Below are 19,133 nucleotides of genomic sequence, written 5' to 3'. Positions count from 1 at the left end.
TGTCTCAGGCACCCACCACCCATCATCCAACACTCTATATCAATCATCAATCATCAACCATCAATCATTACCTATTACTCATCGCTCATAAAACTTTTGTTTTCAGAAATAAATATTCTTCCTAGCGCGCTTCCCTAGCCCAGATAGGAGCGGCATCATTTTTTTTCTTGCATAAATATGTAAATCAGCACAATAGTCGGCGACAAAAAAGATACAGCGGATAGCAGGAAATAGCTCCTAAAAAAAGACTTCATTTTCATGAGATCTTATTATTATTATTATTATTATTATTATTATCTTTTAAGCCCAATGGGGATCGGTGACGGTAGGCTTTCCGGAGTCTATTCTGCCAGCAAAATGCCAAATGCAGTTTTCTGATTTTATTTCAATATCATACCAACCTTTCATCTTTCCTAAATCAAATGATAAATTTTGTTCTCCGGATTTGATTTCCAGTTTTTGCTGGTTATTTTCGTATTTGTTTTCTATGTGAATTGTAAGAGGTTTTTTGGATAGGGAATTCAGTTTTATTTCAATTTTGTTTTCATAAGTTTTATTGAAAAGCTGTACTTCTACCTGAGATTTTTCTTGCCCTCTAAATTTTCTTACGAATCCGTTTGGACCTAAAATTTCGTAATTATAATTTTCATCTTTTGCTCTGTGCTGAATCTGTTTTTGGGCATAAAGGGCATAGGAGAAGAAGTGGTCTTTTGAATTCAACTCAGTTCTGTCGTATATCAGCAAAGGTACTGCGGTGTCGGTAAGATTGGTCATTTGGATTTCTCCGTTGATGAAATTCACCTGAAAATTGTACGGTAAAGGATTGGATGGCTTGATTCCTCTTTCCTGAACTTTTAACAACTCAGGTGTTAACTCATTTTCAGAATACCATTTGAGATTGGGTGTAGGTTTGTTTTTTGCTGAATTAATGGTTTGTGCGTATTTTTTCTGATCTAAGTAATCCATTTTAGGAATTTTGCTTTCAGATTTGTTGAAAGCCGATGTCAAATCACCGCAGATTGCTCTTCGCCAGTCACTGATGTTTTCTACAGTTACATCTTTGTTATATTTTTTCTGAATGAATTTTTCTAAAAATTGTAAAACCGAAGTGTGGTCGGAAACCTGAGAGTTCACAAATCCACCTTTCGTCCAGGGTGAAGCTATAATCATTGGAACACGGAATCCTAAACCAACTGTTCCTTCGATTCTTTCATTATCACGAAGATCGTGAGTCGTCATATATGCCTGATTTTTGTTCACATATTCCGCTCCTTCTTTTCCGTTCATATCAACGGGTTGATTGGGGTTTAGAGGTGGTGCAAAAGGAATAACGTGATCGAAATAGCCATCATTTTCATCATAATTAATAATGAAAATTGTTTTCTTCCACGTTTCAGGATCTTTCGTTAAAATATTCAGAACTTCAGAAATATACCAAGCTCCGTACCAAGGAGAACTCGGATGATCGGAAAATCTTTCGGGTGCAACCAACCACGAAACTGTAGGAAGTTTTTTATCGGAACCATCTTTTCTGAACTGATGCAAAACATCACCTTTTGGAACAACCAGTCTTTCTCCGTTTTCATCTTTTCCTATTTCGACATTCCAGTAATCAGGATCATCAGAATTTATTGTAAATGCTTTTTCGTGTAGATTTTTTTCTCTTTGAGAAAGTTTTGAATAATTATCAGGATGATATTTTATTAAATCTTCCTCAAGTTGTTTAATTAAATTTTCAAAGTGTTCTTTATTTTTCGGATTTTTCCCGATTTCAGTTTTTAAATGATTAATGAGATTCGGTATATTTTGATGATATCCTTTCGAAAACTTCACATTAAAATTAGAAAACCATTCAATCGGATTATCGGTAAAATTACTCAACCAGGATTCTTCTTCACCCGGCATTCCTTTTGGAAGACTGATTTCGTTCTGATAAATGCGCCACGAAACATTTTGCTCTTCTAAAATTTCAGGAAAACTTTTCCATTTTGCCTGTTTGTTTTTATCATAATCGATGTTATCATTATAAACATTGGCTTTTACTTTTCCGTTTTGCTGTTCACGAATGGTCCCTGACCAAAGAAATAATCTGTTGGGCGTAGTTCCTGTTAAAGACGAACAAAAATATTGGTCAAAAATGGTAAACGAATCTGCTAACTGATAATAAAAAGGCAAGTCTTCACGGTTATAATAACCCAAAGTCAGAGGCATTTCTTTATACTCTTTATTTCCGGAAGCTTTTGCCTGAAGCCATTTGTCATACTTCATTCCATTCAGAGCATGTTGCTGGTCAGACCAGGAATGCGGTAGCGAACTCATCCAGGTTGATTTTGTATTTTTTAAATCTAATCTTCCCGGAGCGGCGTATTTTCCCTCATTATTTTTCTGAAAAAACACAGAATGGCCATCTTCTTTTATGAATGCTGTCTGATCCAAAAACCCGCGAACTCCCTTCAAGGCTCCGAAAGCGTGATCAAAAGAACGGTTTTCCTGCATCAAAATAACGACGTGTTCTGCGTCATAAAATGTAGATCCCGCTGCGGCATCTATTGCCATAGCCTTTGATATTGCAGGATGAAGCATACCTGAAGTTCCGAGCCCGGCCATTAAAATCCCGGATTTTTCTAAAAATTCTCTTCTGTTCATTTTGAAAATAGTTAATAAGAAAGAAACCGCAAGTTATGATGATCATCTTACGGTTTCTTCAATTTAATATTATAAAATTGTTAGCTTTCTTACTGCAACCACCATGGTTTTGAAGTAATATTGTCCTGACCGTTGTATTGCGCAGTCAGTGCAGCCTGTAAATTAGTATTGTTGTAATTGTATTCCACCTGTGGATATCTGAATCTTGAAGGTGCGGTAACTCCAGTCTGCAAAGGTAAATTCGGGTAGCCTGTTCTCAAATAATCCTGATAGGAAGTCCACTGTCCCTGGTGGAACATCGTCATGTATTTTTGGGTAATAATTTTCTCCAGCTGAGTCTGAAGCGGGGCGGTATTATTATAAACCACCAGTGAACTGGCAAGATAATTATCAACATTAAATCCGGTAAAATAAAGATTCGGATTTTTTACATACGTCTGGTAAAACTGAAAACTTGCTTTGATAGCATTATCATAATGGGTTTTGGCTGATCCCGAAATCCATCCTCTTGCTGTTGCTTCGGCTAAAATAAATTCCAATTCAGCGTAAGAAAGAATATTGGAAGGCTCATTGATAGCGTCTTTATAAAATCTTTCGTTGACTTTTGAAATATTTTTAGCGGTAATCAAAGCAGCATTATCAGCATAAGGCGAAGTAGGATTTCCGCCGTTGTAGCCGTTAAAATTGGTAATTGCCAAACCATTTTCTTTTGCTGAAGTGGTCTGTTCTGCAAAAGTGAAAATTCTGGGATCCTGTCGGTCTTTGAACATATTGATGAAATAATTCGCCATGTACAAGCTGGAACCGTAGCCGCTGCTGTTGAATGTCGTGTAACGGCTGTCTGCAGCATCAGCAAATTTCAGTTCACCATTATCCTGAATGGATGTCATTAAAGTCTGGCTTCCCGCAATTGAAGCAAACTCGGTAGCGATATTGATTCCTCCAACGGTTGTTTTTTTAGATAAAGTCAGCAGAACTTTCAGACGGAAAGAGTTGATAAGCTTTTTCCATTTTGTAGCATCACCGTTGAATATGATATCCCCTGCAATGGCATCTGAAGAATTAATTAATGCGTTGGCATCTTTCAGTTCATTTAAAATTCCTGCCATTACGGTTTCCTGACTGTCGTATTTCGGTTGTGTAATTCCTGACTCCCCTTTTACGGCTTCAGTGTACGGAATGCTTCCGAATTTTAAACTTAAATTATAGAAATGAAAAGCTCTGTAAAACTTTCCGATAGCCTGATAATTTTTGTTATTGATTCTTTCACCTTCCTGCATCATTTTCATTGTATTCAAAAGATCTGTGCTGTAGGTATTGAAAGACGCATCGTTCCATTTCATGTATTGGTAAACATTCTCCCCGTCAGTACCAATCAGCATTCTTGAAGCATACATCGGATCTCCCTGAACACCAAAGGCATTTTTAGAAACATAAGTCAAAAGATATTGAGGGTCGATATTTGCCTGATCATTCGGGTTTTCGTTGATTTTATCCAGATTGGTTTCACATGATGAAAGTGAAAATAGTCCAACTGCAAAAACGGCTATTTTGAAGATATTGTTTTTCATTTGTTTTAATTAAAATTTAAGGTTAAACCCAATTCCGAACCATCTGCTTGAAGGATCCTGAATATCATTTCCTGAACCTGAAGTCTGGCTTCCAATCTGGAAATCGGGATCTGAATATAGATTTTTAGATTTTTTCCACATCGCTAAATTATATCCTGAAATATTAGCGGTAAAGTTTTTCACAAAACCATTCGGATTCAGTAAATGAGAGAAATCATATTCTAAAACTAGTGATCTTAGCTTAACAAAAGTTCTGTCGAAAACATTCGCAAACAATTCGCTTTCGTCTTCGGTAACTCTCGCCTGATAAGGATAATTCTGAGCATAACTCTGGAAACTGATTGGTGTAGTGTGAGTAGTGTAAGCTCCTGTAGAAGCGTTATAATTTACGCCATCCGGCACAAAGAAATAAGTTCCGGGGTTTGCATATTCAATGTCTCTGTACTCTGTAGAGTTCGGATGTTTTCCACCCCACCACATTTTTTCTACGACCTGAGATCTCATTACACCACCGATGCTTCCGTCGATTCCGATGTTTAAACTTAGTTTTTTGTATTTGAATGTGTTGTTAAAACCAAAAGTCCAGTCCGGTCCGAAATGACCGAGATTGCTCGGCGTTGTTGCTCTTGTCGGCATTCCGGTGGTTGCGTCTAGTATTACTTTTCCATCAGGAGATTTTTGCCATGTTGTGTCATAATAAGTGTCCATTCTTTCACCCAACTTGATGTTGTTGTAGTTGGACATTCCTCCGTAGATTTCCGTTAATGTTTTTTCGTAGGTACTCCAGTTGATCAACGATCTCCATGTGAAGTTGGTAGATTTTACAGGAACTAAACCTAATGAAATTTCAAAACCTTTTGTGGTATATTCGTTTCCGTTCACGTTTTGCGAAGTAAATCCTGAAGAAGGCGTACTTGGAAACTGAAGAATATTGTCGTAATCTAAAGTTCTGAAATACGTAGCGTCTAAGGTCAAACGATTATTAAACAAACCTGCCGTTAAACCGATTTCGTAAGATTCTGTCTGTTCCGGTTTTAATGAATTTTCATAATTCAAAGTAGTCGGATAATAGAACGTTGGGTTTCCGTTGAAACTGATTCCGTTGTTGTTCAAATAGTAATTTCTGATGGCATAAGGCTGGAAGTCATACGCTACTTTTGCCCACGACCCTGAAACTTTCAGCAGATTGATGGATTCAGGCATTTTAACCAAATTAGAAATGACTGCACTTATCGAAGCAGAAGGATAGAAATAGGATCTGTTTTCTTTAGGCAAAGTAGAAGACCAGTCATTTCTACCTGAAACGTTGATGAAGAAAGCATTGTACAAGCTGATATCAATCGTTCCGTATGTTGAGTAGATTAATTTTTCTTTTAAATAATCATAGTATTTCACAGCTCCGGTTGAATTTTCTAATGAATATACTTCAGGGATTTTCAAACCATCTGTAGAAGCATCATCCTGATTATTTTTATAGTAAAAAGTCGACGCACCTGCATTTATACTGAAATCAAAATTATCAGAAATCTTCTTTTTATAAGTTGCGAGAACATCGGAGTTCATATTCCATGTCTTTCTGTCATTCAAAAGGTAACCTCCATTCCTGGGGGCACTGTAATTGAAATAAGAATAAGGACTCAAAATCTCCTGTTTGTTGTGATTTTCAACAATAGAAGCTCTTCCTTTGATTGATAAATCTTCTGTCGCTTTATATTCTAAACTCGTTTGAGCATTAAGGATATTCGTACGGTTTTTATTTTTATATTTTTCAGCTCCAAACCAAGGGTTGTTGTACCAGGCGTAGTTCCAGTTGGCCTGCGTTTTCCCTTCCTGACCGGGAACCCAAAGATTGTTTCTTAGTGCATTTCCGTCAACGTCACCTCCCATCCAGATTAAAATGGTGTACATGTGACCACTCGGGTTGTAATCATAATTAGGAATATTTGGAGTGAAAGTTTGGTTGAAACTTAATTTAGTATCGAAAATCAACTTCTTTCCAAAATAGTTTTGAGATGCAAAGTTAATCCCGTATCGCTGCAAATACGCTTCAGGAATTCTGTCATCATAATTCATAAAGTTCCCGGAAAGACGGTAAGAATCTTTATTGTGCTTATAACTGATTGCAAAATTATTGTTGTTGATGACCGCAGGTTTCATAAACGTGTTTAAGTTGTCATGATACGTCCAGTCGATTGGGACTCTTTCGTACCTTGATTTGTCGTTGTACATGCTTCCTGCTACAGTTCCGTACCATTCGATGATTTGTCCGGTCTGTTTATCACGAATCGGGCTGTTCCACTGCGCTATTTTTAATCCCGGAGTAAATTTTGGTCCCCAAATCATATCACCGTCATTCACACCGCCATCGGCTCCGTCCCAGAATTCATATTTTCCCTGTGAACCGTTTCCGTATTCAGTCTGAGTTTCCGGAAGATTGGTAAATCCTGCCGTAATCATCGTGTTTTGCGAAAAATCAACAGAGAAACCTTGTTTCTTAGCATTTTTTGTTGTGATTAATACAGCGCCGTAACGACCTCTGGAACCGTAAAGTGCAGAAGCAGTTGCTCCTTTCAGCACGTTGATATTTAAGATATTATTAGGGTCTAAATTTTGAAAAACTTCAGCTTCTACAATCACTCCATCGATTACATACACCAAATTGGTATTTCCTCTCAAAGAAAAGACAGGTTTCTGCTGCATTCCCGTAGGATTCGAAACATTTAAACCCGCAACCTGACCGGAAAATAAATTTCCTAAACTAGGTGTAGTGATTGTTTCAAATTGTTTTGTATTGACTTCCTGAGTGGCATAACCCAGTTTTTCTTTCTTTTTTTCGATTCCTAAAGCGGTAATTACTACGCCTTCAATCTGCTTTTCACTTGCTTTTTTAAGGACGATAGAATAATTTCTTCTCGAAGAAACTTCCACCGTGTAAAGTGAATAGTCTGAAGTGTAAAATTCTAAGATATCCTTTGGATTGGCAGAAATGGTAAAATTTCCGTTTTCATCAGAAGTTGCAGTGTTGCCCGTATTTTTGTCGGTAATATTTACTCCCGAAACTACAGTTCCTTCTTCTGTTTTTACAGTTCCGGTAATTTGAGTTTCCTGTGCGCTCAGATAAAGCGGAAGCAACAATACCGAAAATGTGGCTAAAGTTTTTTTCATTTTCTAAATTTGACTGCAAATTTAAAGAGGCTCTGTTACTTAGATTTTAACACTTTATTACAATAAAAATATCATTTCAATAGGAGACAATAGAAAATTTAATAGAATAGTAAACGTAAATTTTGTGGTAGATAAAAGATTTTTTGTTTTTTATAATTATAAACACCGTATTTTAGACGTTTTCTGAAAGTATTTAGATTACTTGCTACATTTTGATCCAGATTGATTTGTGTTATAAAATTTCAAATATCAAACTTCAAATCTCAAATCATATCTATTAACAAATGGTAAAATAGACTAAATCTCTCATCACTCTCAAAATTTATGTCGTAACTTTATCTTATGAAAGAAAGAATTGTAAGCGGTTTCAGATTTGAAAATTATAAAGCACCGGAACTCTCAGTTTTCGACAGGCTGCTGGAGATTTTCACTGATCTTTTAACCCATACTTCAGGAGATTTTGATGAAGCTATAGAATGGCTGAGAATGCTGGATGAGGAATATAAACTGACCACTCCCGAATATTCTATCGATGATTTTATTGAAGATTTAAAAAAGAAAGGTTTTATTCGTGAAGAGATAAGACCCGACGGATCTGGAGATGGTGTGACTTTGAGCGCCAAAATGGAACAGAATATCCGAAAGCAGGCACTTAAACAAATCTTCGGAAACATAGCCAAAAGCGGAATTGGAAATCACAAAACCAATAAAAGCGGAACGGGCGAAGACAGCACAGGAGAATTTCGAAACTACAATTTTGGCGATTCTCTGGAGAAAATCTCAATGACGGAAAGTCTGAAAAATGCCCAAATCAACAATGGTGTCGGAGATTTTCATTTAACCGAAGACGATTTGATTGTGGAAGACAGCATTCATCAGTCACAAATGAGTACTGTTTTAATGATAGATATCAGCCACAGCATGATTCTCTATGGTGAAGACCGAATAACACCTGCCAAAAAAGTGGCGATGGCTCTTGCCGAATTAATCACGACCCGATATCCGAAAGATACTTTAGACATCATCGTTTTTGGAAATGATGCCTGGCCTGTTAAAATTCAGGAATTACCGTACTTGCAGGTAGGCCCTTTCCATACCAATACCGTTGCAGGACTTCAACTTGCGATGGATATTTTGCGTAGAAAACGAAATACCAACAAGCAGATTTTCATGATTACTGATGGTAAACCAAGTTGTGTGCGTGAACCAGACGGCACTTACTACAAAAATTCTTATGGTTTAGATGAATATGTAGTTCAGAAATGTTACAATATGGCGGCACAGGCTCGTAGATTACATATTCCAATCACTACATTTATGATTGCTCAGGATTCTTACCTTCAGCAGTTCGTCAATGAATTCACACAAGCCAACCAAGGGAAAGCTTTCTATACCGGATTGAACGGTTTGGGAGAAATGATTTTTCATGATTACGAGGCAAACCGTAAAAAAAGAATTCGCTAAAATTTAAATTTTTAATGCTGAAACAGGCATTTTCATAATAATATTAAATCAGATTTTAAATACAATGACAGCAAAACCAGATATCAAAACACTAGGTTCGCTAAAGGCATCAGGCTATAAAGTAAAGAGCATTAAAGATGAATTAAGAGAAAATTTAATAATCAAAATCCGCAATAAAGAAACAGTTTTCGAAGGGATTTTTGGGTATGAAGATACCGTAATTCCGCAATTAGAGCAGGCAATTTTAAGCCGTCATAATATCAATCTACTTGGTTTGAGAGGTCAGGCAAAAACAAGATTGGCGAGAATGATGACAACGCTTCTGGATGAATGGATTCCTTTCGTAGCAGGAAGTGAAATCAACGATGACCCTTTAAAACCAATTTCAAGATTTGCGAAAGAATTAATTGAAACCGAAGGCGACAACACGCCAATAGAATGGCTTCACCGTGATGACAGATTTTTTGAAAAACTGGCAACTCCGGACGTGACGGTTGCCGATTTGATTGGAGATATAGATCCCATCAAAGCCGCGAATCTTAAACTTTCTTACGCAGACGACCGTGTTATTCATTTTGGGATGATCCCAAGAGCCAATAGATGTATTTTTGTAATTAATGAATTACCAGATTTACAGGCGAGAATTCAGGTTTCCCTGTTTAATATTTTGCAGGAAGGCGATGTCCAGATCAGAGGTTTTAAAGTGAGAATGCCTTTGGATCTTCAGTTTGTATTTACTGCGAATCCGGAAGATTATACCAACAGAGGAAGCATTGTGACTCCTTTAAAAGACCGTATCGGTTCTCAGATTTTAACGCACTATCCTGAAAATATCAATACTGCCAAAGAAATTACCAAGTATGAATCTTCGCTTGATGAAAGACAGAACGAAACAATTTATGTTCCCGAACTCGCAAAAGATCTTTTAGAGCAAATCGGTTTTGAAGCTCGTGAAAGTGAATATGTAGACGCTAAAAGCGGTGTGAGTGCAAGAATGAGCATCACTGCTTTTGAAAATCTTCTGAGTACAGCGGAGAGACGTGCTTTGATTATAGGAGCTGAAAAAACAAATGTGAGATTGAGCGATTTTGTGGGAATTATTCCTGCTATCACAGGGAAAGTTGAATTGGTGTACGAAGGTGAGCAGGAAGGTGCCGAGTTTGTCGCTGAAATGTTGATTGATAATGCTGTAAGAACACTTTTCGCATTGAATTTTCCGAAGATAGAAAAGTTGCACCGCAAAGATGCTCCAACGGCTTATGATTCCATAATCGAATGGTTTTTAGATGATAAAGGCTTTCTGGAAATTACTGACGATGCTTCAGACGAAAATTATGTGAACCAACTCAACAAAATTGAACCTTTGCATGATTTGATTAAAAAGTATCAACCTGAGACTAAAGCAGAAGATCAGTTGTTTCTGAAGGAATTTGTTCTTTGGGGATTGGCTGTCAATAAAAAATTAAATAAAGAAAGATTTAAAACCGGAGTTTTCTTTTCGTAATAATCATCAATTTAACATAATAAAAAAGCTTGAAATATTGTATTTCAAGCTTTTTTTATAGTAAAAAATAATCTTAAGGGTTGTAATTAGGCTGTTTCCAGCGTTTTTCTGTCATCAAGAAGTTCGAAGTGAAACCTGATGTTGGCAATGTTTTTCCAGGTCGCATATTTAAATAAAATAAAACCGAAACACATTCCTAATGTATTAAGAAATACATCATCAATGTCTGCAACTCCTCGTCCTGAAATGTATTGCGTAGATTCAATAATCGTTATTGTAACCAGGAAAAATGCTGTGATGGGCACCAGCGAATTAAATTTTCTGATACACAAACCCAGCCAGCCAAAAGGGCTGAACACAAAAACATTCCCGATAATGTTGACTAAAAACGCTTCGCCATCTACGTCATCTGTGAAAAAATGTTCAATCGTAATAAACGGTCGCATCTGTAAATACGATATTTCTGAGGCTTCTCTTCCGGAAGCAAAAAACATCATATAAAGTAAAAAAATTGTATAAAGGCTGATAAAAACCACAAAATATCTTCTCATAACTCAATCGCATCATATTAACTATTCTAAAGTGGTTATTAAGGGGTAATTATTACTTAACAATAATCTTTCCTTTTTTCTTTTTGAAACAGTTTTTTATGATTCTTTAGAATTATTTAACATAATATATGAAATTTTGAGTGTTATAAATTTCAAATTTTGCTGATGGATAAAGGTTTTACTAATTTTATATTAAGATTTTGTAAAACTTAACATAAAATATTTTGAAGTAAATCAAGCTTAAAAATAATTATTTTTTTCCTTGGTTTTGCTGGTAGCTTCCCTGAATGTATTTTCGCTGTTCGATTTTTTCGACCTTAGGAAACCAGACTTTTTCTCCAAAAGTTCTCGTGATAATTGATGTGCAAAGTGATATTTTGTTGATAATTTTTACTTCCACAGAATTAATGACCGAATTTGGATTATTGGTAAATTGAGGAATTTTTTCTTCGGACTCTTTCGCAGAACCGTCTGCATAAAACGCTTTCCATTGATAAGTATATTTTTGTGAGCTTACATTCGGGAAAAAAGACATTGTATTTTCGTCTACTTTTACATCTTTAAAATCTGTAATTTCCACATCACACTTTTTTTCTTTCACTTGCGACGGATTTTGGATTTCAATATCTCTTTCGCAAGTCAAATTTCCGTCAGCGGTTTCTACCGTTAAACTTATTCTTGCTGTTCCCGCTTTCAGGGCTTTTAACGAAATTTGTCCCTCCGCTGAAGACTGTACAGAAAGAAAATCTTCAGAAGAAATTTTCCATAAATAGCAATCTGAACATTTTGCGGCGGTGTCTGACATGAGCTGGAAACTGTCGCCCACTTTTACAGTTGGTGAGCCCAAAATCTGGCATTGTGCCGAAAGAAAGAGACTCGTTACAGTGAGAGTTAGAGTTAGTAAAGTTTTCATAGTTTTTAGTTTATGTAAAATTAAAAAAAATTCTTCATCGGGTATTTTATCAAATACATTGCAAAAACCATACTTTAAAATTAATTTACAATTTTAAAAACAAGAAAGCCCTGCAATCCGCAAGGCTTTTGATGAAATTTTAGAAACAATTAAATGAAATCAGACCTGTATTACTCCCAAATTAAATTTTTCAGTAATTGGAGAATGATCTGCCGCTTCAATTCCCATCGAAATCCATTTTCTGGTATCTACAGGATTGATAATCGCGTCTGTCCACAATCTTGAAGCTGCATAAGTCGCTTCAGTTTGTTTCTGATATTTTTTTGTAATAGAATCAAGAATTTCTTTGTGCTCTTCTGGAGTAATTTCCTTACCCTGTTTTTTCAGAGTCGATTCCTGAATTTGCGCTAGAACTTTTGCCGCCTGAGAACCGCCCATCACTGCCAGATCTGCCCATGGCCAAGCCACAATTAATCTCGGATCGTACGCTTTTCCACACATGGCGTAATTTCCGGCACCATAAGAATTTCCAGTGATAATTGTGAATTTTGGAACTACGGAATTGGAAACAGCGTTCACCATTTTAGCTCCGTCTTTAATGATTCCGCCATGTTCAGACTTTGAACCGACCATAAATCCGGTTACATCCTGAAGGAAGATCAAAGGAATTTTTCTTTGATTACAGTTAGCAATAAATCTCGTTGCTTTATCGGCAGAATCAGAATAAATTACACCACCAAACTGCATTTCGCCTTTACCGCTTTTTACCAGTTTTCTCTGGTTGGCAACAATCCCTACAGACCAGCCATCAACTCGAGCCGTTGCGCAGATAATGCTTTTACCGTAATCGGGTTTGTATTCTTCAAATTCAGAATTGTCAACAATACATTTGATGATTTCTAAAGTATCGTATTGTTCAGCTCTCGAAACAGGCATAATTCCGAAAATATTCTCTGGATTTTCTTTTGGTGGAGCACTTTCTATTCTGTCAAAACCTGCTTTATCGTAACTTCCGACAGATTTCATAATATTTTTAATTCTGTTTAAAGCATCTTTATCGTCTTTCGCTTTGTAATCGGTCACTCCTGAAATAGAGCAGTGAGTTGTTGCTCCGCCCAAAGTTTCGTTATCAATAGTTTCACCAATCGCCGCTTTTACCAGATAACTTCCGGCTAAGAAAATCGAACCTGTTTTGTCCACAATCATCGCTTCGTCGCTCATAATCGGAAGGTAAGCTCCACCGGCAACACAACTTCCCATCACCGCAGAAATCTGAATAATTCCGGCAGCACTCATTTTAGCATTATTTCTGAAAATTCTTCCGAACATTTCTTTATCAGGGAAAATCTCGTCCTGCATCGGAAGATAAACTCCAGCAGAATCTACTAAATAAATGATTGGAAGTCTGTTTTCCATGGCGATTTCCTGAGCTCTGAGGTTTTTCTTTCCCGTAATTGGGAACCAAGCTCCGGCTTTTACAGATGCATCATTGGCAACAACCAAGCATTGTTTCCCCGAAACGTAACCCATCACTACAACTACGCCACCACTCGGGCATCCACCGTGCTCTTCATACATTTCGTAGCCTGCAAAACCTCCTATTTCTATAGAATCTGAATCTTTATCCAGAAGATATTCAATTCTTTCTCTGGCGGTCATTTTTCCTTCGTCACGTAGCTTCTGCAGTCGTTTTTCGCCACCGCCTTTCTTTATTTCTTTAAAAATTCTGTTGATTTCAGAAAGTTTGAGTTTATTTTGATCTTCTCTTTTATTGAATTCTAAATCCATTAAATTTTATTTTATTGCGTTTTTAAATATACTACTTTTAGATAAATGAAATAAACAGGGTTGTTTTTGAGGTCAAATATGTGGTATTCAGAAATTTATGAAAGATTTAACTATGCGGTACTTTTATTTTGGCAATACTTTTGCTAATTTTACAGTAGAGATAAACGGGATAGCATCTCAGTTTACGCTCTAAGTTCCTAGTTTATTTTTTTAATAGTTTATTATTTGAAGGCCCTGAAAGTTTCATAGATTTTCAGGGTTTTTTGTATATAAATTTCTCTGTTGTAGGTAATGTTTTATAATTATTAGTTCAGTTATTAATTTTTTAAAATGAGTAATTACTTATAATTCTATTGACTTCCTATTGCTGCTTTGCAGGGCAGATTTTCGCTAAAAATACAGTTCTATTTAGTATATTCGTGGATTGGTGAAAAAAAATCAATCATGAAAATCAAACTGTTCATTTTTTCTTTAATTGCTGTTTCGGGCTATTCGCAAAATTCAAATCCAAGTTACAGGGAAGTTGTTTCGAAATTTTTTAATGGTTACGATATAGAATCTGTCGAAGATAAAGCAAGGATATCTTTTGAAAAAAGAGTAGTGGGCTGGAACGTTCTGGCTATTGATCATACTTCTAATGACACAATCAGACAACTTTTTTGGGACAGTAAGCTACAGAAATTCAATAAAATTCAATTTCCTTTAAAAGATAACAACACGGAAACTCCTGAACGCATTAAAAATTTTATAAATACAAGGTCTAATGATGATCAGAATTTTAATCAGCTTCCATTTTACGGATATGTTGGTTGGAGCAGTGATATCATCAAGTTGTACGAAAATAAAAAACCATTGTCTGATAACGAATTATATTCTCTGGGTTACGCATATTCAAATTATGCAAACGATTTGATGAATAACAATTATGACTTTTCTGATAAAAAAGTTGGGTTTAATCTGGGGTTTTCAAAAAATTCACTTACAGATAATCAGTTGAAAACTTATTTATTCTATCAAAACAAAGCAATAAATTCTTTTTTTGAATTGTATAAAAGAAATCCTGATTTTAAAGCCATTCCCGGTCAAATCGGGATTAAATATTTTAATGAAATCGCTTTCAGCTTTTTGAATCTTAGAATTTATCAAAACGAAGAAACTGCTATGAAACAGATTCTTGGTAAAAATATGTATTCGGAAAATTTTAAGATGTATGCTAAAAACATTTTAGATTCTTGTGAAAAAAATGCCATTTTGTTTACTGCAGGAGATTCCGACACTTTTTCGGTATTGATTTATCAGGCACAAAATAATTACAGAACCGATGTTTTGGTTGTATCTTCCACAATGCTGCAAGACAGCCGCTATGCCATCGTCATGATGGATAAAGTTTTAGATGCTGATGGAATTCCACTTTCCATAAACACCAATTTTGTTAAAGATAAACAAAGTGAAGTTTTGTTGCTCGACGGCACAAGTGAAGAAATTTCAATTAAAAATTTAAACGCAGTTATTTCTGATAAAAATAATGTTTTTCAGGCTTCTTCCGTTTCTTATGCTTACAAAATAATTCCATCCCATGATTTCACGTTTAAAAATGAAAATACTCTTTTGAACTGGAAAATAGATAGCAACAGTTTATACAGAAATCAATTGCTGATTTTAGATATTATTGCTACTAACAATTGGAGAAGACCTGTTTATTTCACTCCGGACGGTAGCCAGGAAAATTATGTAGGATTATCTGAATATTTGCAATATGAAGGTTTGATTTATAAATTAACTTCAAAAAAAGGCAGTGATTCTGATGAAATAGGATATGTAAATCCTGCAAAACTTGAACAGAATATGAAAGGCCTGCATCAATTTGTTGATAAAACAAACCTGCCTGTTGAAGAAAGAAGAATAACTTTTGACTATCGGGAAATGTACTTCAGATTAGCAGATTATTATTTTAATAAAAAAGATTTTCGGAAAAGTGAACAAATTTTAGATGAAGGTTTAAAATTATATCCAAACGAACTGGCCTATTTTGGTTTTGAAACAATACAATTTGTGGATATGTATTATAAATTGAAATCGTTTTCAAAAGGAAAAGCGTTAGAGAAGAGGATTCTTCAGAATATAGAAACTAGGTATGACAACTACGGATTTCTTAGTAATGAAGAGAGAACAGAAAAATATAATAAGCTTAAGAAAAACTTAGAACTAATGAGAAAGTACTACGAAGTAAACTGATTTTAAAGGTTACTGTAAGTAAATTTTAATCTTGCATTTCCAGATGTTTTTAATTTTCATGGGATTCAAAAGTCGCCTGATTCTATGAAACAAAAAAATAATATTTTTAAAAGAATTGCAGTTATATATTTTGCAATATGTGCGAGTTTTACTGAAACCTATTCGTAAATTTGCTCGTTAAAAATTTGATAAATAAAAGCATGCAAAAATTAGCACTTTTCAGATTGCATTTGATTGTTTTTTTGTGGGGATTTACTGCAATTTTGGGAAAACTGATTACTGCCAACGCTCATATTCTTGTATTTTACAGGATGCTGTTTGCTGCAATTTGCCTTTTTGTTTTCATTAGAGTTTTCAAAAAAGAAAGCATCAAAATTTCGAAAAAACTTTTTTTTCAGCTTGCAGCGATTGGTTTTGCGATGGCCTTGCATTGGCTCTGTTTTTTTTATTCCATTAAAGTTTCCAACGTTTCTATTGCGTTGAGTTGCCTTTCATTATCAACATTATTTGCAGCGATTTTAGAGCCTTTGGTTTTTAAACGTAAAGTCGATATTTCGGAAGTCGTCATGGGAGCTGTAATTGTAACTTGCATTCTTCTTATTTTTAAAACAGAGTTCCAATATAAAGAAGGTATTTTCTTTGGGATTTTGTGTGCAGTATTCGGGACGATATTTTCGGTATTTAATGGGAAAATGTTTGGAAAAACCAGTTCGGGGAATATTATTTTTTACGAAATTTTCAGTGGATGGTTTATTTTATCATTATTTTATCTGTTTTCAGGGCAAATATTTCAAATGAATGAAATAAATTACCGAGATTTGTCGTTAATAGCCTTGTTGGCAAGTGTTTTCACAGCATTCCCGATGCTGGAATCGGTAAATCTGATGAAATATATTTCGCCGTTTACTTTAATTTTAACAGTAAATTTAGAACCAGTCTACGGAATTATATTAGCTTTTTTTATCTTTGGGGAATCAGAACACATGAGCCCGGTATTTTACATCGCTTCATTGGTAATGATTTTGGCTATTGTAGTCAACGGTTTTATAAAAGCAAAAAAACAAAAACAACTCAAATAAGCATCAATTTATATGATGAAAAAATATTTTTTACTGGTTTTCTCATTGGCTTTTGGGATTTCTCAGGCACAGATTGTAAGAAAATATTCCAACGAATTCCTTAATATCGGTGCAGGCGCAAGAGGTTTAGGGATGGGTGGAGCTGTAATTTCCAACCAAGACGACGTGTACTCGCCAATGTGGAACCCTGCAGGTCTTTTGGGTATTCAAAAAGACTGGCAAGGCGCAGCGATGCACGCAGAATATTTCGAATCGATTGCGAAATACGATTATCTGGCTTACGCTAAAGTTTTGGAAAACGGTGTTTTCGGAGTTTCAGTAGTAAGATTGGGGGTTGATAATATTTTAAATACAACCCAGTTAATCGATGCTGAAGGAAATATTGATTACGACAAAATCACCCAGTTTTCGCAATCAGATTACGCAGGAATTTTATCTTACGCATTCCGTCCGGGTGGAAGTGAAAATCTTGACGTAGGGGTTAATGCCAAAATTGTTTACAGAAATGTAGGGAAATTTGCCAGCGGTTATGGTTTCGGTTTTGATGTCGGAGCAATCTATAAATTGGACAGCGGTTACAAAATCGGTGCAATGCTGAGAGATGCGACAACTACTGTCAACTTCTGGAATGTAAATCAAAAAGAATTGTCAACCGTGGTGAACGGGGAAGAATTTAACCCTGCACCTACCGATAAAATGGAATTAACGATGCCTAAATTAAACATGGGTGTCAGCAAAAATTTTGCCATCAACAATACCATGTACATTCTTCCGGAAGCGGGAATCAATGTAGATTTTGCGAAAACGGCAGCTTTGCTTTCAACTGATTTTGCAAGTATCACGCCTTATGCAGGAGCAGAATTCGGGTACCAAAAAATGATTTTTGTGCGTCTTGGGGTCAACAGATTCCAGTCGATTACAGATATTGAAGATTTAAGCAGAAAAGTTTCTTTCCAACCGAGTGCGGGTATTGGTATCCGTTACAGAGGTTTAACGTTGGATTATGCCATCAGCAACTCAGGTATTGGAGCATCCAATTTTTACTCAAATTTCTTTTCTTTAAAGCTTGACATCGGAGAGTTTAGAAATGATTAATAGTGGTTTGGGAAAATTTCCTAATTCATATTTAATAAATACCCATCTAGGTTTTTAGTAGATTTTTTCCTGAAGTTTCAGGGGTAAAATTCTCTGAAAATGTAACAAAATTACTCCCTTTTAGGGTCGGGGGAAATAATTTGGAGAAATTTTAAACAGACTCTTGTTTAAATTTAAAAAATGAAAAAACTAGCAATTGCCTTTTCAATTCTGAGCTTTACTGCAATCTTCGCACAAAAAGTTTCAGATTATCAATATATCATGATTGCCGATAAATTTGAAGGCTTCAAAGACAGTAATTATGGTTTGGATAAAGCTTTAACCAAATCTTTAAACTCAAAAAAATACACTGTATTGCCTACCAACAGAAATGATTGGCCTGCTGCGGCAATGCAAAACCAGTGTAATATTCTTCTTGCAGAAGTGGTGAATGACAGCGGGATGCTCAGAAATAAAGTTATTGTAAAGTTTAAAGACTGTAACAATAAAGAAATTGCCACCCAAAAAGGGGCATCATCCATCAAAGAATTTGAAGCAGGTTTTCAGGATGCTTTGAAACAGGCTATGACTACAGTTCCTGCATCAAATCCGATTCAAAATGCTGTTCCTCTTCCTCCGGTTGAAAATCATTCACCGCAAACGATGACCAAAGAAATGGTAATTGAAGATACTAAAACTGCTTCAGGAGCTGAAATGTTTTCGAATCAAGGTATTAAATTCAAAAAAATACAGCTGAGTTCTAAACAGTTTATTTTAACAGATGAAAGTTCGTCACCATTCGCAACATTTACTGAGACTACAAAGAAGGACGTTTTCAGAGTGAAATTTAGAAACGGGCAATCCAGTATCGCCTATTTTGAAAATGGAAATCTAATCCTTGAAATGCCTTTGTCTGAAGACAGTTATTTAAAGCAGGTTTTTCAGAAAAATTAATACAAAAAGTATATAAAAAAAGGTCAGTTTTTAATCAAAGCTGACCTTTTTTTGTCGAAATTTGAGGTTAAAGCTTAACAAAAAATCATATAAAATTATACATCCATCTTATATAAATATCTAAAGATATTTCCTTAACAAAACTTAACAACTTAATATTTAATCGTTTGAAATTTTTGAATTGCCTGT

At 35.5% G+C, this 19,133-nt stretch carries 12 protein-coding genes; 6 read left to right on the top strand and 6 right to left on the bottom strand.

The window, feature by feature from the left end; all coding sequences use genetic code 11:
- Positions 1-300 precede the first annotated feature (300 nt).
- From AC2A1G_RS18730 to AC2A1G_RS18720, 3 genes are all read right to left on the bottom strand, one after another.
- Positions 301-2,646 (bottom strand): phosphocholine-specific phospholipase C, encoded by a 2,346-nt coding sequence (locus AC2A1G_RS18730; RefSeq protein WP_484048403.1) that lies wholly within the window; start codon positions 2,644-2,646, stop codon positions 301-303.
- A gap of 89 nt (positions 2,647-2,735) precedes the next feature.
- The gene (locus AC2A1G_RS18725; RefSeq protein WP_484048402.1) at positions 2,736-4,217 is read right to left on the bottom strand and encodes a SusD/RagB family nutrient-binding outer membrane lipoprotein; all 1,482 of its coding nucleotides are present in this window, start codon (positions 4,215-4,217) and stop codon (positions 2,736-2,738) included.
- 9 nt (positions 4,218-4,226) lie between these two features.
- Positions 4,227-7,382, bottom strand: a complete 3,156-nt coding sequence (locus tag AC2A1G_RS18720; protein WP_484048401.1) for a SusC/RagA family TonB-linked outer membrane protein — start codon at positions 7,380-7,382, stop codon at positions 4,227-4,229.
- A gap of 342 nt (positions 7,383-7,724) precedes the next feature.
- Between AC2A1G_RS18720 and AC2A1G_RS18715 the strand changes: the two genes are divergently transcribed.
- Positions 7,725-8,846, top strand: coding sequence for a vWA domain-containing protein (locus AC2A1G_RS18715; RefSeq protein ID WP_484048400.1), 1,122 nt, complete (start codon positions 7,725-7,727; stop codon positions 8,844-8,846).
- A 64-nt stretch (positions 8,847-8,910) separates the two neighbouring features.
- Positions 8,911-10,350, top strand: coding sequence for an AAA family ATPase (locus AC2A1G_RS18710; protein ID WP_484048399.1), 1,440 nt, complete (start codon positions 8,911-8,913; stop codon positions 10,348-10,350).
- Between the two features lie 86 nt (positions 10,351-10,436).
- Here AC2A1G_RS18710 and AC2A1G_RS18705 read toward each other — a convergent pair whose 3' ends face one another.
- From AC2A1G_RS18705 to AC2A1G_RS18695, 3 genes are all read right to left on the bottom strand, one after another.
- A complete protein-coding gene (locus tag AC2A1G_RS18705) occupies positions 10,437-10,901 on the bottom strand; it encodes a VanZ family protein (protein ID WP_484048398.1) in 465 nt (154 codons plus the stop codon).
- Positions 10,902-11,151: 250 nt separating this feature from the next.
- Positions 11,152-11,814, bottom strand: a complete 663-nt coding sequence (locus AC2A1G_RS18700; protein ID WP_484048397.1) for a hypothetical protein — start codon at positions 11,812-11,814, stop codon at positions 11,152-11,154.
- A 159-nt stretch (positions 11,815-11,973) separates the two neighbouring features.
- Positions 11,974-13,602, bottom strand: a complete 1,629-nt coding sequence (locus AC2A1G_RS18695; RefSeq protein ID WP_484048396.1) for an acyl-CoA carboxylase subunit beta — start codon at positions 13,600-13,602, stop codon at positions 11,974-11,976.
- Between the two features lie 444 nt (positions 13,603-14,046).
- Between AC2A1G_RS18695 and AC2A1G_RS18690 the strand changes: the two genes are divergently transcribed.
- From AC2A1G_RS18690 to AC2A1G_RS18675, 4 genes are all read left to right on the top strand, one after another.
- Positions 14,047-15,837 carry a hypothetical protein gene (locus AC2A1G_RS18690; protein ID WP_484048395.1) on the top strand — a complete coding sequence of 597 codons (1,791 nt, stop codon included), beginning with the start codon at positions 14,047-14,049 and terminating at the stop codon, positions 15,835-15,837.
- Positions 15,838-16,037: 200 nt separating this feature from the next.
- Positions 16,038-16,916: a DMT family transporter gene (locus AC2A1G_RS18685; RefSeq protein WP_484048394.1), complete on the top strand. Its 879-nt coding sequence runs from the start codon at positions 16,038-16,040 to the stop codon at positions 16,914-16,916.
- 12 nt (positions 16,917-16,928) lie between these two features.
- Entirely contained in the window at positions 16,929-18,011 is a 1,083-nt protein-coding gene (locus tag AC2A1G_RS18680; RefSeq protein WP_056083956.1) for a putative type IX sorting system protein PorV2, read from the top strand.
- A gap of 180 nt (positions 18,012-18,191) precedes the next feature.
- On the top strand, positions 18,192-18,944 hold the full coding sequence (locus AC2A1G_RS18675; protein WP_484048393.1) for a hypothetical protein: 753 nt from the start codon (positions 18,192-18,194) through the stop codon (positions 18,942-18,944).
- The last annotated feature ends 189 nt before the right edge of the window (positions 18,945-19,133 follow it).

It is taken from the genome of Chryseobacterium sp. HNCC26DJ240 (genome assembly GCF_057180485.1).
Note: the sequence above shows the minus strand (reverse complement) of the source record. Positions and strands in the feature narration are given on the sequence as shown.